The following is a 25,008-nucleotide window of genomic DNA, read 5'->3' on the forward strand; positions in this document are numbered from 1 at the left end:
GAGGTAAAATTAACCAAAGAGATTCTACGAGGAGGAACCGAAATGGAAGCGCAGGTAGTCGGCCAAGAAAAGTTAATGATTGATGTTAAACGAAAGAAGGACGGAATGGCGCGTGGCTTAGGTAAGGTAATCGGCTATACTGTCGGCATAATCGGAATCATTATTTCGTGCTTACTATTCGCAACCATTATCGGCATCTTTCCAGGTATTACGTTGTTCTTCGGATCGCTCGGCATTATTTATTTATCATCCGGCAAGCAACAAGTAAAATGTCCGCATTGCCAGAAGCGCCAGCCGGTCGTTAAAGGCGTGGAGAATTTTAAATGTTCGAAGTGTCAAAACTTAACGGTAGTTAATTGGAAATAAAACAGCCTCGCTATTGCAGCGGGGCTTTTTCTTCGTTTAAATATCGAAAAACTTATCACGATCCACTTCGTAGCCCATCGATTTGAGCGCGCGCTGTATCTTCACCCACGTCGAAATCCTCGGCTGGTGGTCCTTATCGTTACACAACCTCGTCAATGTCATCTCACTAACTTTCGCTCTTTCTGCGACTTCCTTCTGCTCAATACCTTTGCTGTCCAAAAATCTACCGAATTTACTGCGCGGCTTTCCTAATCCGAACATGCTGCGTCCACCTCAACGTTTTTAACAACAGCATGTACAAAAATAACTTTTTTTATACGGACGCAAAATTTGTGGTATCACGGACGACCAGTCGCCCATACAGTAGTATTACAAACGTAACACCAAACGGATTCGCCGAAGGTATTACGGATGTATCACACGTTTAGGAGGCGGTATTTATGCGCAAAGTTCAGCCAGTTTCGTTCAGCCTAACGGACCCATTCGAGAGCCAGTTATACAAGTACGCAATGGATAACGGAGCATTTTCGAAGTATATTAAGCGGCTTATCCAGCGCGATATGGAGCGTGGAAGTCGCGTCGTATCAACGAAAAAAGCGCCAGCCCATAAGATGAGCATGACGCAATTATCCGGTATCATTATCGAGCCGTAGGGCGCCCAAGGACGCTGACTCTTTCTTAAGTCAGCTTATGCGGGTAGTGGCGGAAATATGCGTGTCCAGGCGGTATTACAATGAATTTATTTTAAGCGGAGGGATGTCCGGATGAAGGTACAGACGGTCGGATCAATAAGCGAGTTTTTGCGGAAGCAAGAGGCGGAACCGTTCAGCGCAAAAGTTGAACGACATTTTAAGAAATACGGAATGGTTTATAAAGTCGCAGGCATTACGATTATCTTGTTGGCTAGCGGAGGGTCTGCGTTAGCGAGCAGCGGAATCGAGGCCGGCGCAGAACAGTTATATTCGAAGTTGTTAAGTATTGGCAAGTGGGTCATTATTTTCAAGGGAGGCTTCGATATTATTAAGAACATGGCGAGCGGAGATTTCGACTCGGCGAAAAAAGGTTTCATTTCGTATCTAATCGTCTATGTTTTCTTGTTCGGTCTGCCGTGGGCGATGAATGAAGTCGATTCGATATTTAGGGAGTTGAATACGAATGAAATTTCGACTAACGGGTAAATTCGGAGAGCTGTCGCCGGTACGCAATATGCAACCACACTCCGGAATCGACCTCGCCATGCCAGAAGGAACAACGCTTCGCTCCGTTGCTGACGGCGTAGTCGACCGAGTTTACGACGGAACGGGCTTAATAGGCAAAGGCCTGTCGGTGAAAATGCCGGACGGCACGCGTGCTATATACGGCCATATGAACGAAGTCAAAGCACATGTTGGCGATAAAGTAAACGCAGGCGATATCGTTGGGCTTAGCGGTAATACCGGCAACTCGACAGGTCCGCATTTACATTTCGGATTAAAGGACGCAAGTGGCAACGTAGTCGACCCGACACCTTACGCAGATAAATTAGCGAGTATCAGCGGAGACCATCTAGGACCACTCGGAAAAGTAATCGCAATAGGCACGGAGTCCGTTCGCGAAAAGGCTGCCGACATGACGGTCGAGATCGCTCTCGGCATATTTGACGCCTTGAAAGACTTCCTGCTAGGCGCTACACTAATCGGGTCGGCCGTTCTTATTATATTAAAAGTCGCAGGCTGGCGCGATGGTGGGCGATGGGCTGGCGTGCTAATCGTAGTAAATATTCTGCTGAAGTTTCTATTCGGAGGGGTTTAAATGAAACGCATTAAATTTTCGGATTATATCAACGTGGTAAAGCCTTCATACGTATATCTGCGCCTCACTCCTAACAACTCTATCCGCAATCAATCCACTCACAAAATCGCCAAGTCTATCGCATCCCTTTATCGCAACATCACGCAAAACATTCGCAAGGAAGAGGCAAAGGTAATTAAGGCGCTCGGTCGCGAGTTTATGTTCGGAACCAAATACTCCGTCGATATGAACGCCAAAGTCGCTTACTACGTTTATATCGAAAAGAAGAAGGTCGAGTTTTATTTCGTCATACCACGCAACTACTTAACGCTAATCAAAGAAAAAATCAGCGACTCGTGGAGTAATATAACGGCAAAAGTCGTCGCTGACATGCCTAGTTTTTCCGAGTCTGCTACGAAATATTCGCTGACATATGCGAAAGAGGACGCGCTCAGCCTGGCGACCGATCGTCGCAATGATGACCTACTTCGCTCCAAGCTAAACGTCGTAGATGTCATGGAAGAAGGCGACAAGGTCGGCGTATTTTATAACTTTATGCCAACGTCACAATTTAGCTGGCGGAGCGCTTACGAGGCAACTATCCGCAAGGTGAAACGTGGCTTGCCGACTGACCGTAATAAGGTTGGAGTATCCTACGCATTAAAGACGGCAGTAGGCGTGATTTCAGCGCTATTTGACGACCTAGCAGACGCATTAAACGGCGGTGAAGGTAAGCGGAAGGGTAACGAATACAACGCCTTAGAGGGGCTAATAGAACGCTTAAACGGCGGCAAGCAAATCAGCGAATCAACGCGTAAGAAGGCGACTGCAACCGTCCTCAATACGCAGGTTGTCGTAATGAGCGAAAGCAAGGACCGGCTAAGGCAACGGAATAATGCCAGGAGTTTAACTCAGGCATTCGAAACGATTACGGAGGATAATCGGCTGGTGCCGAAGCCTTTGCGGAAACCGTTCAAGTTTACGGATTACTCGATAGCTGGCGCGGAGGTAAATAAGATTGGCGACGAGGAGGCGCAGAACTTTATTGCGATGGCTGGGCGCGACATTCTCGAACGCTATAACTTTATCGAAAAGGTAGAAACGCAAGAGACGCAGGTGCCGGAGGACTTGCGGGAAGGCGTCATGTGTATAGGCGAGAGCACGTATCGAGGCGCCAAGCAAAAAGCGTACCTCAGCAACTACGAGCATTATCGCAATCTGCTAACGTTGCTAATCGGACCGACTCGCGCGGGCAAATCGAACTTAATCGGCAACCTTAGTATCGACGCTATTGAAAACGGCGAGTGCGTAATTATCTTTGACTTTATCGAAAACTGCGAGCTCAGCGACGAGATATCGGCATTGTTTCCGAAGTCTAAAGTGCTGAATATCGATAACAGTGATCCGGAATTATTGCAAGGGCTCGGCTATAACGAAGTCGGTCATACCGACGATGTATTCCAACGATATGAGAACGCCAAGAGGCAGACGGCAAATTTGCTCGCACTGATTAACGCAATTAACGTAGACGAAAGCCGACTGTCTCCGAAAATGGAGCGATATCTTGAGGCGGCGTCCTTGGTTGTGTTTATTAATACCGGCAGTATTCGCGATGTGTTCCGAGTCTTGCAGAGTCACCACGAGCGCTACGAGTTTTTGCGCCAAGTACCGAAAACTCAATACGAGTTAATGGAGGAATACATGGCGTCGCTAATGGAGCTTGACGAAAAGAAGGACGGAGTGATTATCGGAACTAAGCTAAATTTAATCGCCGGCATTATCGATAGGCTGTCCGTCCTAAAACGGAATACGCAAATGGAAATGATGTTGAAACGCGACATTGATAATAACGTCGATTTGGTCGAGGAAATGCAAAAGAATCAAGTGATTTGTATCCGCATGCCTGAATCGAAGTTTCCGACGCAAGGCGAGCGAGATATTGCGACGACCTACTGGATTACGAAAATATGGCTCGCGCTTCAGATTCGCGCAGATAGATTCCGTGATAAAAAGGATCGACGCAAAGTAAACATCGTGATTGACGAAATTTACCAAGTGGAGAACACCGAAAAGTTTATGACGTCAAAGCTTTCGCAAATAGCGAAGTTCATCTGCAAGCCGATCATAAGCTGTCACTATATTAATCAGCTCGACTATATGCGAAAAGAACTACGCTCGGCTAATACGTCCTATATGTTAATCGCCGGCTGTGATAAGGATAACTATAAGGAACTTAAGGATGAATTATACCCGTTCACTGCGGAGGACTTGGCGAACATGAAGCCATATCACGCAATGAATTACGTTAAGTGTCGCGAAGGGTATTCGAGATTTATTACGAAGTTGCCGGGCAAAGTCGATGAACGTATAAAGCAGAAAGCGAAGGCATAATCGAAACGGCATCGGAATAGACATTAACAGAAGAAATTCAGCGGAGAGGGGAACTAACATGAGCGATTACAACACGGGAAACTCGGCGTCAGTTTACGATTATGATGGACGTGACTCTTACGAATGTTATGATTGCCGTCAAAAATTGAGAGATGCGGAAACCTACGAAGCAGGCGGACGGATTTATTGCGGTACTTGCTATCAAGGAAAGTAAAGGCGCCTAGTCAGGCGTTTTTATTTTGGGCTACCGTGTATAGCGTTAACGTTTAAATCAGTATAACCGTCATTCCACATTAATGTCAGCCTACAAAAATATCAAAGATGAGCAGTTCCGCTATTATATTCTCAAACAAAAAGCGGATGTATTCCATGCGATGAAGAGCTTTTTCCAAAAAGAAGAAAATAAAATGTATGCCTAAAAAAATCGACAGGTACTATGCCTGTCGATTTCTTTTTTAGTTAATTTTCAATTTTTTTGATAGAGGTAATGGTTGGAAATTTAATAAAGAATGTCGTGCCAGACCCGAGTTCGCTTTCCACCCGGATGAACCCATGCATTGCGCGTACAATACTATAAACCACCATCATACCAAGCCCTGTACCGTTCTTCCCTTTTGTTGAATAATAGGGTTCACCGAGTCGTTCAAGTTGTTCGGAGGTCATTCCTATTCCCGTATCCTTAATCTTAATTGTTACATAATCTTGACTAAAATGAGTTTCAATATATAGCTGCCCTCCATTTGGCATTGCCTCAACAGCATTTTTGAGAATATTAATAAAGCATTGGCGGAAGCGTTGTCTATCACCTTTTATAAAGCCAATCACTGAAAAATTAGTGATAATTTCAACGGAATTTTGGTTTGCCACTGGAGTTAGAATACTAATAATTTGCTTTAGTTCACTTTTGACATTTAGTTCTTCGATTGAAGCTAAGGATGGCTTGGCAAAGGTTAAATAATCTTGAATGACTCTTTCAGCAGAATTAAGCTCGTCTTTTACAATGGAGAGATACTCCCGGCGTTTATGTCGTGGAAGATAATCATCGCTAAGTAATTGGACAAATCCGCTTGCAGCCGTCAGTGGATTCCGAATTTCATGGGAGATGGCCGCACCCATTTGTTCAACAGCCTTTAGTTTCTCTACTTTGATTAATTCAGACTTTAGCTCCACACTTTTTTTGATATATTCAATCGAATAGGCAATCAGACCAATACCCAGCGGGGGGATAACAAAATAGGCAATCAAAACATCATACCAAGGGCTGCCTGTATATTTAAACAATTCTCCCCCAGTGGTTAGGATCCCTAATATGATTCCTAAACTTATAGCAACCGTGATTCGGCGATTAGAAGATTGTTTCCAAAACCAAGGCGTTAATCGAAAAAATGCAATAGCAAGTGGAACGTATAGAACGATTGTTGAAAGTAGACCCGTATCTAAGCCATAAAAACTTCGAATGATAATCATTGCCATCACAGTAATTAGTCCGATACCAAGATATAACCCGCCAATGACAATTGGAATAATTCTTAAATCATATCGTGCATAAGGAACGGGATTATAGGAGAACTGAATACAAATCCATAAGACTAAGACAGAAATGATAATCACAGTCGTTTTTGATAACGTAAATTTTGTACTTCGATCAAGCCAAATTAAGCAAAAGAGGAGCAATATTATTAAAATGGAAAGATTTAAGAAAAGGTGTTTCGTAATTTCCATCTATACCTCACCGTCCCAAGGGCTTATAAGAAAAATTTTACATTTAACTTCGACCTATTACAACTAAATTTACTAATTATTTCGAATAAATACATGAAAAGAAGTGGGAAATGTAGAATTATGTAAAATAGGAAGGATTTATAATCCTTCCGTTTTCTATTTATATTGTTGAGATCCTATTCCTTCCGTTTATTTTCGAAGTATACAAGCAAGTATCCGCTATATGGATTAAATCATTTGGCTGTGTTTTGGAGCTGGGGAAGATCGAGGCAATACCTATACTAATTGTAACAATATCAGCTATTTCCGAGCTGCTATGGGCTATATCTAGTGCTTGAACCTTTTTTTGAATCAATTCGGCCATAGCAATGCCCTTATCCAACTTCGTCTTAGTAAAGATAATGGCAAATTCCTCACCGCCATAACGACAAAATGTACTATAAGGGTTATTAGCAAGAAGGTCTCGTATTGCGGAAGTAATAATTTGCAAGCATTGGTCCCCTGCAAGGTGTCCGTATGTATCGTTATATTTTTTAAAGTAATCAATATCAAACATTAAAAGAGTTATGGGTGAATTGGTTAAAAGCAGGCTAGACCATTGCTTGTTCAGAACTTCATCAAAATGCCTTCTATTTCCGATACCGGTAAGACCATCTAAATAAGAAAGACGATTTAAAAATTCATTTGCTTTATTTAGCTTCTGTTCACTTTGCTGTAATTTTATTAGGCTAAGATTTAGTTCTCTTACTGCTTTATTTGAGTTTGCTATGTAAATGGATAAGTGATAGGCGAAAAATCCACCGATTAAAGAAATAAGATAATGTGAAAATAAAACATTTAAAAGCGTGTTTATATTTTTAATATAAAGGGCAAACACAATAGAAATAAAAAATAAACCAATTAGGTTCATAAAAAATGCTTTTAAGGTTGGCTGAATCTTTAATTTAGAAAAACCGCCACATACAATTCCTGTTAGGAACGCGCTGATTGCTGCTACAAAGGCAGTGTCAGTAAAGCCAAAAAGAAATATTCTTCCTATCGCAATTAATCCAGAAGCAATGATGGATGGAACCCATCCGCCAAAAGCTGCAGCCACTACTATTGCAAGGTGACGAAGGTCTGCAATGGTGGTGGGATTAATTTGAAAACTAAATAGCATTAATATATTTCCTAAAATACCATAACAGACCCCCCAATAAAGTTTTGTACTCATTGATGAGGAATGATGTAATGGCCGGTTTTTAAAAATTTGGCCCATTACTGTAAAGGAAGCTATTAGTATGGTTGTATTTGAAAAAAATTCTTTTATCATTCATGTTCTCCTAATTATTTTCTTCCTTCACTTATTATAGAAGAAAAACATTCTACTGTGAATGAACGAGTGCAGATTATTTATTAAATAGAATATTTACGTTAACATCCGAAAACGATATAGATGAGTATGTTAGTGGGAGGTTCTAATGAAAAATAGTGCTAAAATCTTCATAATCTTGATTCTTGTTATCATTTGTTCACCTTTATTGGCTGAAGCACATGTAAAGTGGTTTACAGAAGTTACACCGGAAAAAGAAGAGATTGAAAACATCCTATCGCCAATGTTTATGATGATTACCGTGTTAGTGGCAGCATTGCTAGCTGTATTGACTCAGCTTTTACCTGTGCTCGATAAAGTACCAATCACAAAAAAAATTGACACTTTACTGGACAAATACCGGAAATCTTCAAGATACATTCTAAAATATGGTACGGCGATCGCTTTAATTATTCAGGTTTTGGCCGGGACTATTTTTGCTCCGGAATTTGCTATCACGAACAAAATGGTACAAATTTTAATGTGGATAACAATTATCTTGTTATTAATTCCTTTTCATTATGCGACAAAAGCTGGTGCTCTTATCTTGTTGGGTTTATTTTTCTATCAATTAGCCCATTCCGGTTTATTCCATATGCTTGACTATGGCTTTTATCTAGCCATTATTGGTGTATTATTAGTAGGAAAAACGAAACTCGAAGATTGGGGATTTCCTTTTTTATACTTAGGGACAGGATTGTCATTATGCTGGGTGGCGGTTGAGAAATGGGTCTATCCTGCCATGAGTATGGATATTATTCATCAGCACGGTGTTCCAACATTTGGTTTTTCTCCAGCTACATTTATAGTACTTGCTGCTTTTATCGAATTTGTTGTAGGTTATTTGCTGATTGTGGGTATTCTAAATCGTCTATTAGCTTTTGTGCTGACGTTGATTTTTATTTCAACGACCATGTTGTTTGGTGTAACAGAGATTATCGGACACCTGATGATTCATATCGTCTTAATTATTTTTATCATAGAGGGAGTATCGTTTTATGATCCGCCAATTAACATCCATAGAACAAAAATTTCTCAAATGGTATTTGTATTTTTAAATTTTGTTTTTACCTTGGCAACCTTCCTTCTCATTTATTATCGTTTTGCATAGAGAAAAAAGCTTCCTTATTTTAAGGAAGCTTTTCAGGCTATGAAAGTAAAATAGGGGACGTTATCATTTCTTTTGCTGCAACAATGGCTTCTTTTTTCGCTTTTTCTACAATTTCAGGGACCTTTTGAGGATAGAGATCTAATGCTTCTGCAATGATTGTATCCATTACCTCAATGCCAAGGAAATTAAGTGCAATTCTTAAATATCGGTCACCACATTCTAACTCTTTCATGGGTGTTCCTGTATATAGGCCGCCGCGGGTATTGATGTGAATAGCTTTTTTACCAGATAAAAGACCCTTCGGACCATTCGCTGTATGTGCAAATGTTTTACCAGCAATAAACAAGTTATCTAAGTATGCTTTTAACACCGCTGGTGAGCTTAAATTCCAAATCGGCGATACAAAGACATAGTAGTTGAAAGAAAGAAATTCATCAGCAAGTGCATGCATTTTTAAGATTTTCTCTCTCTCACCGTCGGTTAATTGATCTAGTGTATAACCATAACCCGCTAGTTTACCTCTAGCAGACACTAACTCGGCATCCATATGAGCAATATCTAAAGAGAATAAGTCAATCGTTTTTATTTCCGTTTCAGGGGATAATTCTTTGATGGTATTGATAAAAGCTTCACCGATTTTCAGACCTTTTGATTTTTCCGGCCCTTTAGGATTGGCTGTAATATATAATAATTTTCCCACTTAAACACATCCCATCTGATTAATAACCACTTACTATCATTATAAAAGAAAAATCACGCCCAATTTTGTACAATAGGTGAAGTTCGTGAACATTAAGTGAAGATTGTATCATCTATTATTTCATTAAATTGTTAGAATTCATTAGGAAAACTAAACAGTAATTGCAATATGATAAAGTTAAAAGTATTAGAAGATTTTAATAATTAAAAGGCGGAATTACTCATGAACCTAAATTCCAACAATACCGATGAAAGTGAAGTAGAGAGGTTACGAAGAAGAGTTGAAGAATTAGAGTATAGAGAAAAACAGCTCTTAAAGAGCCTCCGCATGAATAAATCCCTCCATTCGAAGATTCTTGATGCCCTGCCAATAAATATTTTCTTAGAGGATCCTGAAGGTAAAACGATATTTGTAAATGAACAAGCCTGTAAAGCGCATGGTGTAGATGGGGAACAACTTGTTGGGAAAACAGTGTTTGACTTTTTTCCTAAAATCATTGCTGTGAAACAGCGTGAAATTGACTTGGAAGTATGGGAGAAGCGTACCCTTCAAACCAATGAGGTAGTCATGGAATTTCAGGGAAAAGAAGGTTATATGCTTACTGGAAAAACCATTATCCATCTGGAAGAATCAAATCAGGACTTTTTACTCGGCTTTGGATTGGATATCACCGATTTAAAAAAAGCCGAAGAGAAGATTTCACATATGGCTTACCACGATGCTTTAACAGGATTACCAAATCGCTGGTTTATAAAAAATTACCTGAAAAATTGCCATTCGAGTAATAGTATACAACAGATAAAGGGTGTTCTTTTGCTAGATTTAGATTATTTTAAAGTAATTAATGATAGTCTGGGACATGAAGCTGGAGACCAATTGTTACAGGCTGTTGCGAACAGGTTAAGAGGCGTCATCTCAGCTGATAATGTTTTGGCAAGATTTGGCGGGGATGAGTTTGTAATCCTGATGCCACAAATTATGTCAGTAGATGAGACATTTGAAACATGTGAAGAAATATTAAGAGTAATGAAAGAACCATTTTCTATTTATGGACATATGTTTATCGTGTCGCCAAGTATAGGTATCAGTTTGCATCCCTTACATGGTGAAGATATGGAAGATTTAATTAAAAACGCGGACCTAGCCATGTATCATTCGAAAGAGCAGGGAAGAAACTGTTATTCCTTGTTTACTCCGTTAATGAAGGAAAAGGCCATTTTGCGAATGAATATGCTGACAAAATAAAAAAGAATCGGTACCACTTTATGTGGCATCGATTCTTTTTTTCTAAAAAACGAACAATACAACAAAGTAAACTGCCATGGTAATAATTCCAACCGGAACCCCAAAACTTGCCCATTCTTTACTAGTAATGTTGAGTTTTCCAGCTGCGATGATATTAGGGATATTTCCAGGGATTAGCATTCCACCACTAATGATGAGCCCCATTAAAACAGCTTGGATGGTTGTTTGGTCCATTGTTGGGCTAATTTCTGCTGCCGCAAGGGTAGCATTATCTAAAATAGCGGAGATCATATTAATCCAATATAACAGTATCGGGTGGAGTCCGAGGATATATTCATTTATTAAGGGTTCAAACCCATGCCCAAGAAAGGTTAATCCCATGACAAACAAGTAAATTTTAGCAGATCGAAGCAGTATTTCTTTATAGCTTTCGACTTTTTGTTTTGTTGTTAAACCGTAAGTACTTTCTCGAGGTTTAACTAAAAGCATTGTTAATATCCCAAAGGTAATAACAGCTGAAAATACCTCCGGACCAATTAAATTGAGTAAATAAAAAAAGTCTTCGTTTAACTTACTAATCGTAATGGTTGCTAAAGGCTCGCCAATGGGAGTGAGGGCAGCACCAAGTCCAATTGAAAAACATGCTAAAACAGTAAAGCGAATTTCCGATTTACGGTCAAGTGGAAGGACGTTAATGATAATCACAAGTACAATTGCTGCAATGATAGCCGTAATAATGCTTGAGGCTAGTCCTAAAATAATGACGGTTAGTCCGAAGAAAATCCTAGGTGACAGTACCCGGTTCATCCATAGTATATATTTTTCCAGCTGAACCTGCCCCCATTTACATACTAATCCTGCAATAAAGACTGCTAGAGTAATAGTAATAGGGTCGATCAAGGCCTTTTCGATTAAATGGTGATTCATCATCCCGCTAATCCAAGCTGCTGCAATACCCATTACAAACAAAAAGATTTCTAAATTGTGTTCAACCTTTTTTACCGAAAAAGGTAAAAATAAAACCAGAATTAAAATAATTACTAATCCAATCATTCATACCAGATCCCTTATCAAGATTGTTTTACTTATAGATCTTAAGAACTTCTACTTTTAATACCATGATATCTATAAATATATGGAAGATTGTCCATTAATATTATCTTAAATATTTATACAAAAGTCTAAAGATTCTCTATTAAGGTGGAAACCGTTTTCATATAAAATGAGGGCAAGTAAATATGCCTTTATTAAAAATTGGAGGACATGTGATGAAAAAGTATGTAATCTGCGGGGTCAGCAATCGAGCATTAGAAATGTTTATTAAACCACTATTGAATGAGTTTTCAAAAGATAATAAAATTGTAGGTTTATTAGATTCTGACCCGCTTCGGTTTACGATTTGCAAAGAAAAGTATCCTCAGTTAAACCAGATTCCTGTCTTTAATCCTGAACAATTTGAAGCTATGATAGATACAACGAACCCAGATTATGTCATTGTTACAGGTAGAGACGATACACACGTTGACTATATTTTAAGAGCATTACATAAGCAGGTGAATGTGATAACAGAAAAGCCGATGGTGACCAGCGCAGCAGATGCTTTCAGAGTAATGCAGGCTGAAGCAGACAGCAAAGGTAAAGTCATTGTTACATTTAACTATCGGTACAGTACGTTTCATCGGAAAATTAAGGAAATGATTCTGGAAGGAAAAGTGGGGAGAATCACTTCTATAGACCTAAATTGGTATATTGATACGTATCATGGTTCAAGTTACTTTAAAAGATGGAATCGGAGTCGTCAAAATTCCGGCGGCCTATCCATTCATAAATCTACCCATCATTTTGATCTTATCAATTGGTGGTTAGATCAAAAACCAGAAGAAGTATTCGCATACGGCGCTTTGAATTACTTTGGAAAAGATGGTGAAATGAACCCAAGGAAAGAGTCAGGCCGGTTTTGCGGGACGTGTAATGTTAGGAATGACTGCAGTTATTTTAGACGGTGGAATCCCCGAATTGGATCCACAACGGTGCGAGATGACCACCTTTTAGCAGGTGTATATGAAAAGGATGTGCCGTATACAAATTATCGTCCTGATGCATGTATTTTTGATGAAGAAATTTCCATTGAGGATACGTATGTAGCTGCAGTTAAATATGACGGTGGGAGCATGCTAAGTTACTCGATTAATTTTTCAGCACCATATGAAGGATATCGCTTGGCTATTAACGGAACGAAGGGAAGAATTGAAACAACTGAGTACCACGAACCTTCTAGGATTCCGTTTGAGTACCCTGAACAAAAGATAGATTATTACCCACTTTTCGGAGGAAAAGAAACGATTGAACTCATCAAAGATCCTGGAGGGCATGGCGGGGGAGACCCTATCCTTTTAGCTGATTTATTCCTCGGTCCGGACCCAGCCCAGAAGTATGAAATTTTGGCAGGAGCTCAGGCAGGTGCCTACTCCATAGCGGTCGGTGAAGGGGTATGGCGTTCTGTTGTAGAAAAGAAACCCATTAACATAAATGAGATCCTATTTCATCCGGATCATCAACTAATTAAGTGATATAAGATATTTAAGTAAAACATACTATTAGTTAAATTTAAACTACCTGGTATGTTTTTTCTTTTTTTCAATGAAATTATCTTTGCACGCGGCTGCAAAATGAGTAGAATGATTTTATACTTTTAGGAAGCGGCTATTCAAAGAGGAGATTAAAACATGTTTAGGAAGAAACTTACAACTTCTGTGATGGCCCTGACCATGATCATGGGATTGGTACTTACGGGCTGCAAGAGTGAGGACTTATTGTTCCATAAATCAACCTCAAAAAAAGATAACGTGATTAAAATCGTTTTTTGGGATGATAATACAGGACCGCAGCGGAAGCCAATTTGGGAGAAATTGATTACAAAGTTTGAAGAAGAAAATCCAACTATTGATGTCGAATACATCGGATTACCAAAGGACTCAGCAAAAGCGATGTTTGACGCTGCTATTGCTTCAGGGGAAACGCCTGATGTGGCTAGTGTTTATACGAGCTGGCTGCCAGAATTTTCGGTGCGCGACGCTTTGTTGCCTTTAGATTCTTATTTTTCAAAATGGAGTGAAAAGGACAAAATTAACAAAGGTGCGATAGATTTTAATAAACGTATGGTTAGTAATCAAAATTTATACGGGATCCCATATACACAAAACCTCGATATCCTTTGGGTCAGGTCTGATTGGTTTAAAGAGGTCAATTTGAATATTCCTGAGACATGGGACGAGTTCTTTACTGCGGTTGAACTGTTAACGAATAAATCGGATAATCGTTATGGGTACTCAATCCGTGGGGGCGCAGGGGGTTCTTTTCAATTACAACGGATGATGTATGCATATTCAGGCATTGAAACATTCTTCAAAGATGGGAAAAGTACAATCAATGATCCGAAGCATGTAGAATTTTTAAAGAAATATTTTGGATTGTACCAAAACTATACGCCTATTAGCGATATCACAAACGATTATAAGGCGATGATTGCAGGATTTGATTCAGGGAAGATCGCGATGTTACAGCATAACATTGGGTCTTTTGCAGAACATAATGAATCGTTGGATTCCGGACAATTTCAAGCGATTCCTTTGCCAAAATCGGTTAAAGGCAATTTTGTTGCAGAAGACGGCAACACCATTGGGATAAGTATTTTTAAAGGGACCAGGTTTCCAGAGGAATCATGGAAATTTATTGAATTTATTAATTCGAAAGAGGCACAAAGCTTTTGGAATCAGAGTGTTGGTCAAATTCCCACTAATTTAGATGTACTTAATGAGGACTGGATTAGGACTTCACCGCATATTCAGACAGCTCAGGAAGTCTATAATGACCCAGCTACCATTCTTTTTGAGCCGCCATTTTATCTTTCGGAATATCGTACAATTCTAAATACAATTGTCGACACAGGTACTCAATCAGTGCTAAGTGGAAAAATGACCGTGGAAGAGTTTCTAAACAAATGGGCAGAAGCAATGGAAGAGGCGCAAAAACAATATGATGAAGGACTCGGGAAACCAATATAAGTTTAGGCATTCGTTGATGTGCAGCGAATGCCTTTTTTTATTTTTATCTATTTTTAGAAATATCTTAAAATTTTAATCAATCATCTTAAAATCTTTAATTATGTAAGAAACCGTTTTCATTTATTATAAAAAACAGAGAGGAGGAAACTAGATGAGTTTATCACAAGGTGTTACTGAAACGGTTATTAACAGCAAAAAGACGGTGAAACAGAAGAAAGTCAAAAAGGATAGATGGGTTCCCTACCTTTTTATTCTACCCTCATTCCTTATTATCTTAGGTTTTCTTTTTTATCCGATAGCAACTGTATTCTATTACAGTGTTCAACACTATGATGTGTCGGCACCATATTATAATGGATTTGCTGGTTTAGAGAACTTTAAACAAATATTTACGAATGACAAGATGTTCATACCAAGTTTAATAAATAGTTTGAAATGGGTTGTAACTGAAGTAGGTTTACAATTAGTGTTTGGTATGATCCTCGCTTTACTATTGAACCAAACCTTTAAGTTTAGAGGTTTAGTACGTGCTGTGGCTTTTATCCCTTGGGCGATTTCAGGGGTGTTGGCGTCCACTATGTGGTCATTAATGTTTAACGAGCATATGGGTGTACTCAATGACTTACTAATGAAGATAGGAATTATCAATGAACCACAGGCATTCTTAGCAAGCACGTCAACAGCTTTTACATCGGTGATTATTGCTGAATTGTGGAGAGGTATTCCGTTCTTTGCCATCACTTTACTAGCGTCCTTATCAAGTATACCGAATGAACTATATGAAGCAGCAAGGGTAGATGGTGCAAGTAGATGGAAGTCGTTTATATATGTAACATTACCACAATTAAAAAATACGATTGTCTTAACTACTTTACTAAGAGTTGTTTGGGAGTTTAATAACGTCGATCTATTGTTTAACTTAACGGGTGGTGGACCTGCTCATTCAACCACAACACTTACTATGTATATTGCAGATTTAGCGGTACATGGAAGTAATTTTGGATACGGATCAGCATTAACGGTTGTTTCATTTGGAATCTTACTAGTTTTCGCCATCCTTTATCTGAAACTTTCACGTTATGAAAAGGAGTGATTTGAAGGATGTTTACAGCCAATAAAAAAGTCGACAAAATTTTAACTCTATACCTACCTTTAACAATGTTATTGAGTTTTACCATCTTTCCAATCTACTGGACAATAAATACAGCCTTCAAACCTGAAGGGGATATTGTAAAACGCCCCCTGCAGTATTTGCCAGTAAACCCGACAACTGAAAACTTTGTCACTGCTTGGACTAACGTTGGTTTTGCTACTTTCTTTAAAAATAGTTTAATAGTTGGCGTTTCTACAGTTTTGGTTGTGCTTGTCTGTTCTACTTTATCCGGTTATGCATTGAGCAGATATCAGTTCAAGGGAAAACGCAGTTTTATGATTATGCTGCTATGTACTCAATTCATCCCAAGAGCCATGATGATTATTCCTTTGTTCGTCATTTTCAAAAATCTAGGGTTAATCAGTAATCCACTTTCACTGATTATTACCTATACAGCTATCGAAATTCCGTTTACCACGATCTTGATGAGTGGATTTATCTCAAATGTTCCAAAGGAGTTAGAAGAAGCAGCGATGATTGACGGCTGCTCGAAACTACAATCACTGCGTCATGTCGTATTTCCATTATTGCTGCCTGGAATTGTAGCAACAGGGGTATTTACCTTCATTTACACTTGGAATGAATTTTTAATCGCGCTAATGCTGACCAATCAACAATCCAAGTTTACACTCCCTGTTGGATTAAGTACGATGCTGGGAGAATTCAGTATCAATTATGGAGCTTTGGCAGCTGGAAGTGTAATCGCTTTAATTCCTGCAGTGATATTATTTGCCTATGCACAGAAGCACCTAGTAAACGGTATGGGTGGGGCTGTAAAAGGCTAATTATAAAAAATATTTAAGGGGGCATTATCATGATGAAGAAAAAATTCTCAACCACTGTTCTTGCACTAACAATGGCAACAGGCATGTTGCTTGCGGGCTGCGGCGGTAAAGAAGAAGCTGCAACTAAACCAACTAAAAAAGATGCAACAAAATCAGATGAACCTGTAACACTCCAATTTTGGGATGAAAACGCAGGTCCAGCTCGAACTCCTGTTTGGGAAGAAGTCATTAAACGATTTGAAGAAAAGAACCCTAATATTGATATTGAGTATGTTGGTATTCCAAATAGTTCAGCTAAGTCCAAATATGACGCGGCTATTGCAGCGGATGATACACCGGATATTGGTTCTATGCAAACAACTTGGCTGCCAGAGTTCTCCATTCGTGAAGCTTTGCTGCCACTTGATTCATACTTCAAGAAGTCTGAAATCAGCAAGAAAATTAACCCAAGTGCAACTGGTGTAAATAAGAAAATAACTCAAGATGGGAAGCTTTATGGTATTCCATATGCACAGAATTTAGATGCATTATGGATTCGTACAGACTGGTTTGAACAAGCTGGTGTACAAGAGCCTAAAACGTGGGATGAATTCTTTACCGTTATTGAAAAAATGAGAGATGAAGCCAATAATCGTTATGGATTTACAATCCGTGGTGGTGCAGGTGCATCCTTCACCATTCAAAGAGCGATGTTTGCTTATAGTGGTTTAGACTTTTTTGATAAGAATGGCAAGACCAATATCAATGATCCTAAACACGTAGAATTTGTTGAAAAGTATTTTTCTTACTATGATAAATTAACGCCAAAGAGTGATATCACAAATGGCTATAAGGAAATGATTGCCGGCTTTGATACAGGTGTTGTAGCAATGGTACACCACAATCCGGGCTCTTATGGAGAGCACAAAAAAGCATTACCAGATGGTTCTTACAAGTTAATTCCACTGCCAACAACTGAAAAAGATGGTAAATATGTTGCAGAAGGTGGTAATGCAGTTAATCTTGGTATCTTCAAATCTACTGAACATGCTGATGAAGCATGGAAATTCGTAGAATTTGTTAACTCAGAAGAAGCACAAAGTTATTGGAATCAACAAACTGGTCAAATTCCTACAAACTCTGATGTGTTAGATGATGAATGGGTACAAGAGGCACAGCATATCAAAACAGCATTTGAAGTTTACAATGATCCTGATACAAAACTATATGAACCGCCATTCTATCTGCCAGATTATCGTGCAATCCTAGATGGAGTCGTAGACCCAGGGGTACAAGCGGTTATGAGTGGAAAAATGTCGGCAAAAGACTTCCTTGATGAGTGGGCAAAAGCAATTGAAGATTCTAAAGCAAAATATGACCAAACTTTTAAAAAATAAATTAAATCTTCATTCTGGGTGTTGATTCTATTAACACCCAGTTTTCCTATATGGAACATCGAATGAGATAAAAAAGAAGGAGATAGGATTATGGGAAATACAACAGATAAAATTAGAACAGAAACTCCGTTAGCGATGGCGGAAAAAGCATGCCAAGCATTAATGAATACCTTCCGTGCTGAGGATTTACCTCCAGTAAATTGGTTCCATTATCACCAAGGTGTTTTCCTATATGGAATGTATAGAGTTTGGGAAGAAACAGGCAATGAAGAGTACTTCAATTATATCAAAGGATACTTTGATCACTTAATAGATGAAGAAGGAAATGTCGTTTTTGAAAGAGATCAGTTAGACTCTATCATGCCGGGGATTCTATTGTTTCCTTTATATGAAAAGACGAAGAATCCTAAATATATGATTGCGGCAAAGAAATTAAGAAGTGCTTTAGATACAATCAATAGAACGACTGAAAACGGTTTCTGGCATAAGGAAAAATACCCTTATCAAATGTGGTTAGATGGACTATTTATGGGTGGACCATTCATGCTTATGTACAGCAAGCATTTTCAAGAAGAAGAATTGGTTCAGCTTGTATTGCTTCAAGAAAAGCTAATGAGAAAACATATGACAGACTCTAAAACTGGTTTGCTTTTCCACGCTTGGGATGAGAAGAAAGTACAGCCGTGGGCTGATTCAGAAACAGGCTGTTCTCCGGACTTCTGGGGACGTTCAGTGGGCTGGTACGGTGCCGCACTGATTGATTTGTTAGAAGTATTGGGAGAAAAGAAACGTGGTCAGGAAGAGTGGATTAAATCCCTGCAAAATTTCATCCCTGCTATTGTGAAATTCCAAAATGAACAGTCCGGCCTTTGGTACAATGTGGTCGATAAAGGGGACCGTCCAGATAATTGGCTAGAATCCTCATGTTCTGCTCTGTTCTTATATTTTATTGCAAAGGCTGTTAAGCTAGGCATTGTTGATGAATCTTACCGTGAGGTTTGTGATAAAGCCTATGCAGGATTATTAGAGCACATGGTAGAAAGTGATGATTCTTCTTTTACTCTAAAAGGAATAGTGGTCGGAACTTCCGCAGGAACATACGATTACTATGTTTCACGTCCTACATCTGAAAATGATCTTCATGGAATGGGTGCATTTATCTTAGGCAGCATGGCGTTACATGATCTATATAAAAAAAATTAACATTATTATAAAATACCATACAATAGAAGCTTCCATTGTAAAATGGGAGCTTTCTAACTCTATTAACTAATTACATTTAGGAGGTTTATCCTCATGCAAGTTAGTACAATAAAGATTGATGGTTCTCAGCCAATTAAGTTATTACCTACAAGGTCTTGGAGGACTTATTTAGGTGGAAAGCTCTTAGATGAACTTCATGGAATCAGTGATCCCAAGGATAGTCGTTACCCTGAAGAATGGATGATGTCGATTATTTCTACCAATAGAAATGTGGACCGGCAACATCTAATTGATGAGGGATTAAGCAAGTTAGACCTGCCCGATAGGGACAGCTCCTTGAAAGACTTAGTGGATCATAATCCTGTAGAGTTCTTAGGGGAAAAACATGTTAAGAAGTACGGTAAACAAACTGGAGTACTAGTTAAGTTGATTGATACCGCTGAGCGTTTGATTATACAAACCCACCCAGATAGGAAGCAAGCACAGGACCTATTTAATTCCTTGTATGGAAAAACAGAATGCTGGCATTTTGTGGGCGGAAGGGAAATCGACGGAGAACTCCCTCATGTATATATGGGCTTTAAACCCGGTGTAACAAGAGAACAATGGAAAGCTTTGTTTGTCGAACAAAATGTTAAAGGTATGCTTGATTGTTTACATAAATACTATGTTCAGCCCGGAGATACGTTCTTAGTTGAAGCAGGGATTCCACATGCCATTGGTTCTGGCTGTTTATTGGTCGAAATTCAAGAGCCTTCAGACATTACCGTCCGCATGGAAAAAACTTCACCTTCAGGATTACAAATTGATGATTTCTTAATTCATCAAGGACTAGGATTTGAAAAGATGTTTGATGTTTTTAAGTACGACACTTTTACTAGACAAGAGACTCTAGAAAACTGGAAAGTAGCTCCAGAAATTGTCACAGAATTAAATGGCAGTATAGAAATTGAACTCATAGGTTATAATCGAACACCATATTTCAGAATGACTCAATTGGAAGTCCAAACTGAAACTGAAGTGCAGGGGCACGGAGTATTTTCAGGATTATATATACTATCTGGTGAGGGCGCCATCATAACAGGTAAAGATCGCCTGTCAGTAAAAAAAGGTGAGCAATTGTTTATTCCTGCCACAGATTCTAGTTTTACAATCATTAATAATAGCAATGAGGCTGTTAAAGCATTAAGGTTATTCGGTCCAGATGTAAAATAGACTGCGGCGGCTAGATTTTTTATCTAGCTGCTGTTTTTTTATCCAATTGACTGATAATTTCGTATTATGATAAAATGCGGAAAACGGTTACAATGAAATAAGAGAATAGTAAGTATTTATTTACTAACAGGGAGTTCCTTCTATGACAGCTGTAAAGATAAAAAACTTTATTCGTAAACATTTTTTCTATTCTTTTAAATCCACGATTAATACTCTCTATTTACCTATCATTATTCTTTTCATATTAATTACAGGATGGGTTTCATCATTGTTAGCAACCGCACAAATAGAAGAAAATGCCTATAAAAATGTGAATGATACAATTTTCCAAACAAAGAATTATCTTGATAATATACTTACAGATGTTTTTCAGCAGCTAGTCTCCTTATCAAATGATCCTAGAATTTTGTCTTTGGCGGATAAAGAAGTATCTGAAATAAAGCCGGAATCTTATGTAGAGATTGATAATAACTTAAAGCTTATTTATTCACGATACAATGTCATCCTTGAATCCGTTGTCGTTAATCATAAGCAAAATGGCTTTTTATTATATCATACGAACTATAACTCAAATCCAACGATAAATTATGACGAGTATTTTACAAAATTCAGTGGAAACAAAGAGGGGTTTTATTGGAGGAACATTCATGAAGACCACGAATTTAATAAAAACAATAAGGTCATGTCAATATTTAGATTAATTGAAAAGAATCAATCAACTTCAAAAGGAATCGTTCTATTTAATTTAAGGGTAGAATTTTTTGAACAGGTATTAAATAAATCATTAATCGGAGATAATGGCTACCTGACACTTATTAGTCCGGATGGAATCTATGAATCTAAAAATGTAAAAAAGGATTACAAGTTGGATAAACCAACTCTTCACTCGCTGCAAAATCTTAATGACGAAGCAGGGAAGTTCACTTATGAAAATAGTGCAGGGGAAGATATGATTGTAATTTACGATACATTAAGTTCGAATAAATGGAAAATAGCAGCTGTTATCCCACAAGATGAAATCTTAAAAAAGGTTAATTACATTAAAGATTTCACTATTCTATTAGTGGTTTTAATGATTTTAAGCGCGATTAGTATTACTAATATCGTAGGAAAATATATCACCCATCCGTTTAAAAAAATGGCCAATCAAATGGGGATGATAAATAAAAAAAATCTGGACTTTGATGTTGAAATGTCGGGTCCTGAAGAAATGAAAATCCTGCATACTGGCTTTAAAGAATTAATAATCCGAATTAATACCTTAATGGACCAAATCCGATTAGAACAAGAAGAGAAACGACAATTGGAATTTGCAATCATGCACGCCCAAATTAATCCTCACTTTCTTTATAACACCATGTATTCAATAAAAGGATTGTGTGATATGGGTCTGAATAAAGATGCCAGCCAAATGATTAGTGCACTAACAAGTTTTTTCAGGATCGGAATTAGTAAAGGAAGAGAAATCATTTCCATCCAGGAAGAAATGGAACATATTCAACATTATTTGTTTATTCAGGAAATGCGCTATGGCGATGATTTTTCCTATGAAATTGACATCGAAAAAGAAATCCTTTCCTATAATATTATTAAACTTTCATTGCAGCCTCTCATTGAAAATGCGATCTACCATGGGGTAAAGCAAAAACGAGGCCAAGGTATCATAACGATTCGAGGATATCAAGTTAGAGAAACCATCCATTTAGAGGTTAGTGATAATGGGAATGGAATACAACCACAAAAATTAAAGGATATTATTCTAGAAATTGAGGCTTCTTATCAGGAGAAAAAGAAGTATCTTGGTATTGGTCTGCAAAGTGTAAATGAACGAATTAAAATTCACTTTGGCAACGAATACGGTTTAACCATTGCAAGTGAACCTGGTAATGGGACAATGGTTACCATTATAATTCCCAAAACAAAAGGGGAGATTAACGATTATGCATAAAGTAATTGTTGTAGAAGATGATAGAATTATTCGTCGAGGTATATGCCAGGCAATCCCGTGGACAGAGCATGGATTTGTTATAGCTGGCGAAGCAGGAGACGGTGAGGTGGCATTAGAGTTAATTGAAAAGGAACAGCCCCAAGTGGTTGTTTCCGATATCAATATGCCTTTTATGAGCGGCTTAGAAATGGCGAAACAGATTAAAGAAAGAAGCCCTGAGACAAGAATTATTTTTCTAACAGGCTATGAAGATTTCAAGTATGCACAGGAAGCCATTAAATTAAAAGCGTTTGACTATTTGTTAAAGCCAGTTGATTCTGAATACTTGCTCAAAAAAGCCAAAGAGGCAGCGGTTGATTGGGAAAAAGAAACAGTGAAAGAAAAAAGAATCATAGAGTCCTTGCCTTTACTGCAGCAGAAATTTTTTCAAAAATTGATTCGAGAGGGAGACTGCCGGGTTGATGTCGAGAAAGAGCTATTTGGGCTTGATGTTCAAATGGAGGGTCCTTTCTTTGCGGTTATTCTTGTTAAGAATACAATTGAGCTTGACCTTGAAGGCAATTTTTTAAAAGAAAAAGTTACTAGTTTCATTTCTTCCTATTTTCGTGAATTAAGTTGTTTGGTGATGAATGCGGATGTCGGTGAAAATGCAATTCTTTTATCGCTTGAAAGTGATCATGATTCAAAGAAAGGGGAGTTAGCGCAAGCGTTGTTTAATTATCTAGGCAAAGAGATAGATGATACCATTACCATTACACATGGACGAGCATATCCTAATCTATTTGAAGTAGGTAAGTCTTTTCTTGAAGCCAGGGTAGCCATGGATATGAGACATATTATGGGTACAGGCAGGGTAATTTCTTTGGATGAAACGGTATCAAAGTGTGATAAAAAAGAAAATCTTGTTCACGATTTAGAAATGAAATTAGAAACACATATCAAGGCTGGTTTACCAGAAAAGGTAAAAGAAACACTGGCAGATTTAAGTGCGGCCATAATAGATAGAAAAACGGTTGCTTTATCAGATTTGAAAGTTCTTGGTGTCAAATTTAGTACGATGTTATTTTTTGAAATTGAAAAATGGAAAAAGGAAGATACTTCAAACAGCTTTAATTCCTCCGATGTATATAAGAATATTATGGAGTTAACAACTCTATCAGAAATGACAGATATCTTATACAAGTTAATAGAACAATGGTCTACAGCCATGTTTAAAAAGAAGGAAAAAAATTATTATAGCCACGTTGACGAGGCTATCAAGTATATGCAGGGAAATTTCCAAGACAGTAGTCTAACACTTCAAAAGGTGGCCGAGTTAATTCACGTTAGTACCCCCTATTTGAGTAACCTATTTAAAATGGAGAAAGGGTTTAATTTTGGGGATTATTTGTTAGAGTTACGAATGAAAAAGGCGATGGAACTATTGGGCGAGGGAAATATTAAAACCTATGAAGTTTGTGAACAAGTTGGTTATAGTAACCCACAATATTTTGGAATATGTTTTAAGAAATACACTGGTTTTACACCAGCTGAATTTAAGAAAAAGTTTAAATAACTAGAGCGTATATATCCGAGTGGAAGATTCCATTCGGATTTTTTTTAATATTGTTAAAATTTTAAGATAATCATCTAAGATTTTAAGGACTTTGCCAGGATGAATTGTAACCCCTTTCATAGATTAATATAATCAATCTGTAAGTTAATGAACGGTAAATGACTGGAGGATGGATATGGCTGCCAATATAGGAATCCGGGCACACGATATTGAAGACCCATCGATTTTGAATGTAGCTACTATAATAGCAAATAAAGGGCTAAGCTCTGTTCAGTTAGCATTAGGGAAATCCTTAAAGAATATTAATTCTCAATTAGGGAGTTTAAGCCCCGGCTTTGCACAGAAGATAGGAAGTGTTTTTGGCAAGCAGGATATACAAATAGCTGTTCTTGGGTGCTATTTCAACATGATTCATCCTGACCACACGGAAAGAAGAAAAGGGATGGAGCGATTTAAGGAGCATCTTCGGTTTGCAAGAGATTTTGGCTGCAGTATTGTCGGAACGGAGACTGGAAATGTTCAGGCTGAAATCATTTATACAGAAGAGAACTTTACAGAACAGCCGTTTCTTGAAGTAGTCGAGAGTGTCAAAGAGCTCGTAGAAGAAGCAGAAAAATTTGGAGTAATTGTAGGCATCGAGGGAGGAATCAACCATCCAATTCATTCACCTGAGCGGATGAAGAGATTACTTGATTCTGTTCCATCTAACAATCTACAGGTGATTTATGACCCTGCTAACTTCATCTCCATTGATAATTTTCTTAATCAAGAAGCAGTTATCCAAGAAGCTTTTGAATTGTTTGGAGACAGAATAGTGATTATGCATGCCAAGGATTTTGTTATTGAGGATGAACAAGTCAAAATAGTTCCAGTCGGGCAAGGATTGTTAAATTATAATTTTCTATTTAGCTTATTAAAAAAGAAAAAACCATTTATCAATATATTAATGGAAAGCACACGGGAACCATATATAGATGGGAGTCTAGCTTTCTTAATCGATAAATACGAAAGTGCATAGTTAGAAATAAAACAATAACAAAGAAAGAAGGGTGC

General features: G+C 38.1%; 23 protein-coding genes and 1 pseudogene. 19 read left to right on the forward strand and 5 right to left on the reverse strand.

Going from position 1 to position 25,008, the window contains the following annotated elements:
- Positions 1–42: 42 nt before the first annotated feature.
- The gene (locus QNH29_RS06555) at positions 43–366 is read left to right on the forward strand and encodes a hypothetical protein (RefSeq protein WP_283864016.1); all 324 of its coding nucleotides are present in this window, start codon (positions 43–45) and stop codon (positions 364–366) included.
- Between the two features lie 36 nt (positions 367–402).
- Here the strand turns inward: QNH29_RS06555 and QNH29_RS06560 are convergent, their stop codons facing one another.
- The gene (locus tag QNH29_RS06560; RefSeq protein ID WP_283864017.1) at positions 403–627 is read right to left on the reverse strand and encodes a helix-turn-helix domain-containing protein; all 225 of its coding nucleotides are present in this window, start codon (positions 625–627) and stop codon (positions 403–405) included.
- A gap of 179 nt (positions 628–806) precedes the next feature.
- On the opposite strand from QNH29_RS06560, the gene QNH29_RS06565 reads away from it, so the two are divergent.
- The 6 genes and pseudogenes from QNH29_RS06565 to QNH29_RS06590 form a co-directional block, all read left to right on the forward strand.
- The gene (locus QNH29_RS06565) at positions 807–1,019 is read left to right on the forward strand and encodes a hypothetical protein (RefSeq protein WP_283864018.1); all 213 of its coding nucleotides are present in this window, start codon (positions 807–809) and stop codon (positions 1,017–1,019) included.
- 111 nt (positions 1,020–1,130) lie between these two features.
- On the forward strand, positions 1,131–1,544 hold the full coding sequence (locus tag QNH29_RS06570) for a hypothetical protein (RefSeq protein WP_283864019.1): 414 nt from the start codon (positions 1,131–1,133) through the stop codon (positions 1,542–1,544).
- Between the two features lie 28 nt (positions 1,545–1,572).
- Complete coding sequence (locus QNH29_RS06575; RefSeq protein WP_283865547.1) at positions 1,573–2,157, forward strand: M23 family metallopeptidase; 585 nt, start codon at positions 1,573–1,575, stop codon at positions 2,155–2,157.
- Positions 2,158–4,527, forward strand: a complete 2,370-nt coding sequence (locus tag QNH29_RS06580; protein WP_283864020.1) for a type IV secretory system conjugative DNA transfer family protein — start codon at positions 2,158–2,160, stop codon at positions 4,525–4,527.
- Between the two features lie 58 nt (positions 4,528–4,585).
- On the forward strand, positions 4,586–4,741 hold the full coding sequence (locus QNH29_RS06585) for an LIM domain-containing protein (RefSeq protein WP_283864021.1): 156 nt from the start codon (positions 4,586–4,588) through the stop codon (positions 4,739–4,741).
- Positions 4,742–4,793: 52 nt separating this feature from the next.
- Positions 4,794–4,946: pseudogene (locus QNH29_RS06590) on the forward strand (sporulation protein YhbH); the annotation flags it as partial.
- Between the two features lie 40 nt (positions 4,947–4,986).
- On the opposite strand, the gene QNH29_RS06595 reads toward QNH29_RS06590, so the two are convergent.
- Complete coding sequence (locus QNH29_RS06595; protein WP_283864022.1) at positions 4,987–6,249, reverse strand: sensor histidine kinase; 1,263 nt, start codon at positions 6,247–6,249, stop codon at positions 4,987–4,989.
- 160 nt (positions 6,250–6,409) lie between these two features.
- Positions 6,410–7,561, reverse strand: coding sequence for a GGDEF domain-containing protein (locus tag QNH29_RS06600; protein WP_283864023.1), 1,152 nt, complete (start codon positions 7,559–7,561; stop codon positions 6,410–6,412).
- A 148-nt stretch (positions 7,562–7,709) separates the two neighbouring features.
- On the opposite strand from QNH29_RS06600, the gene QNH29_RS06605 reads away from it, so the two are divergent.
- Complete coding sequence (locus QNH29_RS06605) at positions 7,710–8,711, forward strand: DoxX family membrane protein (RefSeq protein WP_283864024.1); 1,002 nt, start codon at positions 7,710–7,712, stop codon at positions 8,709–8,711.
- 37 nt (positions 8,712–8,748) lie between these two features.
- Here the strand turns inward: QNH29_RS06605 and QNH29_RS06610 are convergent, their stop codons facing one another.
- Positions 8,749–9,411, reverse strand: a complete 663-nt coding sequence (locus QNH29_RS06610) for an FMN-dependent NADH-azoreductase (RefSeq protein ID WP_283864025.1) — start codon at positions 9,409–9,411, stop codon at positions 8,749–8,751.
- A gap of 222 nt (positions 9,412–9,633) precedes the next feature.
- On the opposite strand from QNH29_RS06610, the gene QNH29_RS06615 reads away from it, so the two are divergent.
- Positions 9,634–10,656 carry a GGDEF domain-containing protein gene (locus QNH29_RS06615; protein ID WP_283864026.1) on the forward strand — a complete coding sequence of 341 codons (1,023 nt, stop codon included), beginning with the start codon at positions 9,634–9,636 and terminating at the stop codon, positions 10,654–10,656.
- A gap of 42 nt (positions 10,657–10,698) precedes the next feature.
- Here QNH29_RS06615 and QNH29_RS06620 read toward each other — a convergent pair whose 3' ends face one another.
- Positions 10,699–11,709, reverse strand: a complete 1,011-nt coding sequence (locus QNH29_RS06620) for a DUF1646 family protein (RefSeq protein ID WP_283864027.1) — start codon at positions 11,707–11,709, stop codon at positions 10,699–10,701.
- 215 nt (positions 11,710–11,924) lie between these two features.
- On the opposite strand from QNH29_RS06620, the gene QNH29_RS06625 reads away from it, so the two are divergent.
- From QNH29_RS06625 to QNH29_RS06670, 10 genes are all read left to right on the forward strand, one after another.
- Positions 11,925–13,226, forward strand: a complete 1,302-nt coding sequence (locus tag QNH29_RS06625; RefSeq protein WP_283864028.1) for a Gfo/Idh/MocA family protein — start codon at positions 11,925–11,927, stop codon at positions 13,224–13,226.
- Positions 13,227–13,382: 156 nt separating this feature from the next.
- Positions 13,383–14,720 carry an ABC transporter substrate-binding protein gene (locus QNH29_RS06630; protein ID WP_283864029.1) on the forward strand — a complete coding sequence of 446 codons (1,338 nt, stop codon included), beginning with the start codon at positions 13,383–13,385 and terminating at the stop codon, positions 14,718–14,720.
- A gap of 151 nt (positions 14,721–14,871) precedes the next feature.
- Positions 14,872–15,813 (forward strand): carbohydrate ABC transporter permease, encoded by a 942-nt coding sequence (locus tag QNH29_RS06635; protein WP_283864030.1) that lies wholly within the window; start codon positions 14,872–14,874, stop codon positions 15,811–15,813.
- A gap of 8 nt (positions 15,814–15,821) precedes the next feature.
- Positions 15,822–16,658, forward strand: a complete 837-nt coding sequence (locus QNH29_RS06640; RefSeq protein ID WP_283864031.1) for a carbohydrate ABC transporter permease — start codon at positions 15,822–15,824, stop codon at positions 16,656–16,658.
- Between the two features lie 29 nt (positions 16,659–16,687).
- The gene (locus tag QNH29_RS06645; protein WP_283864032.1) at positions 16,688–18,034 is read left to right on the forward strand and encodes an ABC transporter substrate-binding protein; all 1,347 of its coding nucleotides are present in this window, start codon (positions 16,688–16,690) and stop codon (positions 18,032–18,034) included.
- 90 nt (positions 18,035–18,124) lie between these two features.
- Entirely contained in the window at positions 18,125–19,237 is a 1,113-nt protein-coding gene (locus QNH29_RS06650) for a glycoside hydrolase family 88/105 protein (RefSeq protein ID WP_481858781.1), read from the forward strand.
- Positions 19,238–19,330: 93 nt separating this feature from the next.
- The gene (locus tag QNH29_RS06655) at positions 19,331–20,452 is read left to right on the forward strand and encodes a type I phosphomannose isomerase catalytic subunit (protein ID WP_283864033.1); all 1,122 of its coding nucleotides are present in this window, start codon (positions 19,331–19,333) and stop codon (positions 20,450–20,452) included.
- Positions 20,453–20,594: 142 nt separating this feature from the next.
- Complete coding sequence (locus tag QNH29_RS06660; RefSeq protein ID WP_283864034.1) at positions 20,595–22,400, forward strand: sensor histidine kinase; 1,806 nt, start codon at positions 20,595–20,597, stop codon at positions 22,398–22,400.
- Positions 22,393–23,955, forward strand: coding sequence for a response regulator (locus QNH29_RS06665; protein WP_283864035.1), 1,563 nt, complete (start codon positions 22,393–22,395; stop codon positions 23,953–23,955). The genes QNH29_RS06660 and QNH29_RS06665 overlap by 8 nt, the downstream gene beginning before the upstream one ends.
- Before the next feature lie 175 nt (positions 23,956–24,130).
- Positions 24,131–24,973 carry a sugar phosphate isomerase/epimerase family protein gene (locus QNH29_RS06670; RefSeq protein ID WP_283864036.1) on the forward strand — a complete coding sequence of 281 codons (843 nt, stop codon included), beginning with the start codon at positions 24,131–24,133 and terminating at the stop codon, positions 24,971–24,973.
- The last annotated feature ends 35 nt before the right edge of the window (positions 24,974–25,008 follow it).

Origin of the sequence: Neobacillus sp. DY30 (genome assembly GCF_030123065.1) — a bacterium.
Lineage (GTDB): Bacteria > Bacillota > Bacilli > Bacillales > Cytobacillaceae > Neobacillus.

What these genes read in the sequence shown, in the direction of transcription:
- QNH29_RS06555 (WP_283864016.1), top strand. Translation starts at nt 43, where the DNA reads ATGGAAGCGCAGGTAGTCGGCCAAGAAAAGTTAATGATTGATGTTAAA.
- QNH29_RS06560 (WP_283864017.1), bottom strand. Translation starts at nt 627, where the DNA reads ATGTTCGGATTAGGAAAGCCGCGCAGTAAATTCGGTAGATTTTTGGAC.
- QNH29_RS06565 (WP_283864018.1), top strand. Translation starts at nt 807, where the DNA reads ATGCGCAAAGTTCAGCCAGTTTCGTTCAGCCTAACGGACCCATTCGAG.
- QNH29_RS06570 (WP_283864019.1), top strand. Translation starts at nt 1,131, where the DNA reads ATGAAGGTACAGACGGTCGGATCAATAAGCGAGTTTTTGCGGAAGCAA.
- QNH29_RS06575 (WP_283865547.1), top strand. Translation starts at nt 1,573, where the DNA reads ATGCAACCACACTCCGGAATCGACCTCGCCATGCCAGAAGGAACAACG.
- QNH29_RS06580 (WP_283864020.1), top strand. Translation starts at nt 2,158, where the DNA reads ATGAAACGCATTAAATTTTCGGATTATATCAACGTGGTAAAGCCTTCA.
- QNH29_RS06585 (WP_283864021.1), top strand. Translation starts at nt 4,586, where the DNA reads ATGAGCGATTACAACACGGGAAACTCGGCGTCAGTTTACGATTATGAT.
- QNH29_RS06595 (WP_283864022.1), bottom strand. Translation starts at nt 6,249, where the DNA reads ATGGAAATTACGAAACACCTTTTCTTAAATCTTTCCATTTTAATAATA.
- QNH29_RS06600 (WP_283864023.1), bottom strand. Translation starts at nt 7,561, where the DNA reads ATGATAAAAGAATTTTTTTCAAATACAACCATACTAATAGCTTCCTTT.
- QNH29_RS06605 (WP_283864024.1), top strand. Translation starts at nt 7,710, where the DNA reads ATGAAAAATAGTGCTAAAATCTTCATAATCTTGATTCTTGTTATCATT.
- QNH29_RS06615 (WP_283864026.1), top strand. Translation starts at nt 9,634, where the DNA reads ATGAACCTAAATTCCAACAATACCGATGAAAGTGAAGTAGAGAGGTTA.
- QNH29_RS06620 (WP_283864027.1), bottom strand. Translation starts at nt 11,709, where the DNA reads ATGATTGGATTAGTAATTATTTTAATTCTGGTTTTATTTTTACCTTTT.
- QNH29_RS06625 (WP_283864028.1), top strand. Translation starts at nt 11,925, where the DNA reads ATGAAAAAGTATGTAATCTGCGGGGTCAGCAATCGAGCATTAGAAATG.
- QNH29_RS06630 (WP_283864029.1), top strand. Translation starts at nt 13,383, where the DNA reads ATGTTTAGGAAGAAACTTACAACTTCTGTGATGGCCCTGACCATGATC.
- QNH29_RS06635 (WP_283864030.1), top strand. Translation starts at nt 14,872, where the DNA reads ATGAGTTTATCACAAGGTGTTACTGAAACGGTTATTAACAGCAAAAAG.
- QNH29_RS06640 (WP_283864031.1), top strand. Translation starts at nt 15,822, where the DNA reads ATGTTTACAGCCAATAAAAAAGTCGACAAAATTTTAACTCTATACCTA.
- QNH29_RS06645 (WP_283864032.1), top strand. Translation starts at nt 16,688, where the DNA reads ATGATGAAGAAAAAATTCTCAACCACTGTTCTTGCACTAACAATGGCA.
- QNH29_RS06650 (WP_481858781.1), top strand. Translation starts at nt 18,125, where the DNA reads ATGGGAAATACAACAGATAAAATTAGAACAGAAACTCCGTTAGCGATG.
- QNH29_RS06655 (WP_283864033.1), top strand. Translation starts at nt 19,331, where the DNA reads ATGCAAGTTAGTACAATAAAGATTGATGGTTCTCAGCCAATTAAGTTA.
- QNH29_RS06660 (WP_283864034.1), top strand. Translation starts at nt 20,595, where the DNA reads ATGACAGCTGTAAAGATAAAAAACTTTATTCGTAAACATTTTTTCTAT.
- QNH29_RS06665 (WP_283864035.1), top strand. Translation starts at nt 22,393, where the DNA reads ATGCATAAAGTAATTGTTGTAGAAGATGATAGAATTATTCGTCGAGGT.
- QNH29_RS06670 (WP_283864036.1), top strand. Translation starts at nt 24,131, where the DNA reads ATGGCTGCCAATATAGGAATCCGGGCACACGATATTGAAGACCCATCG.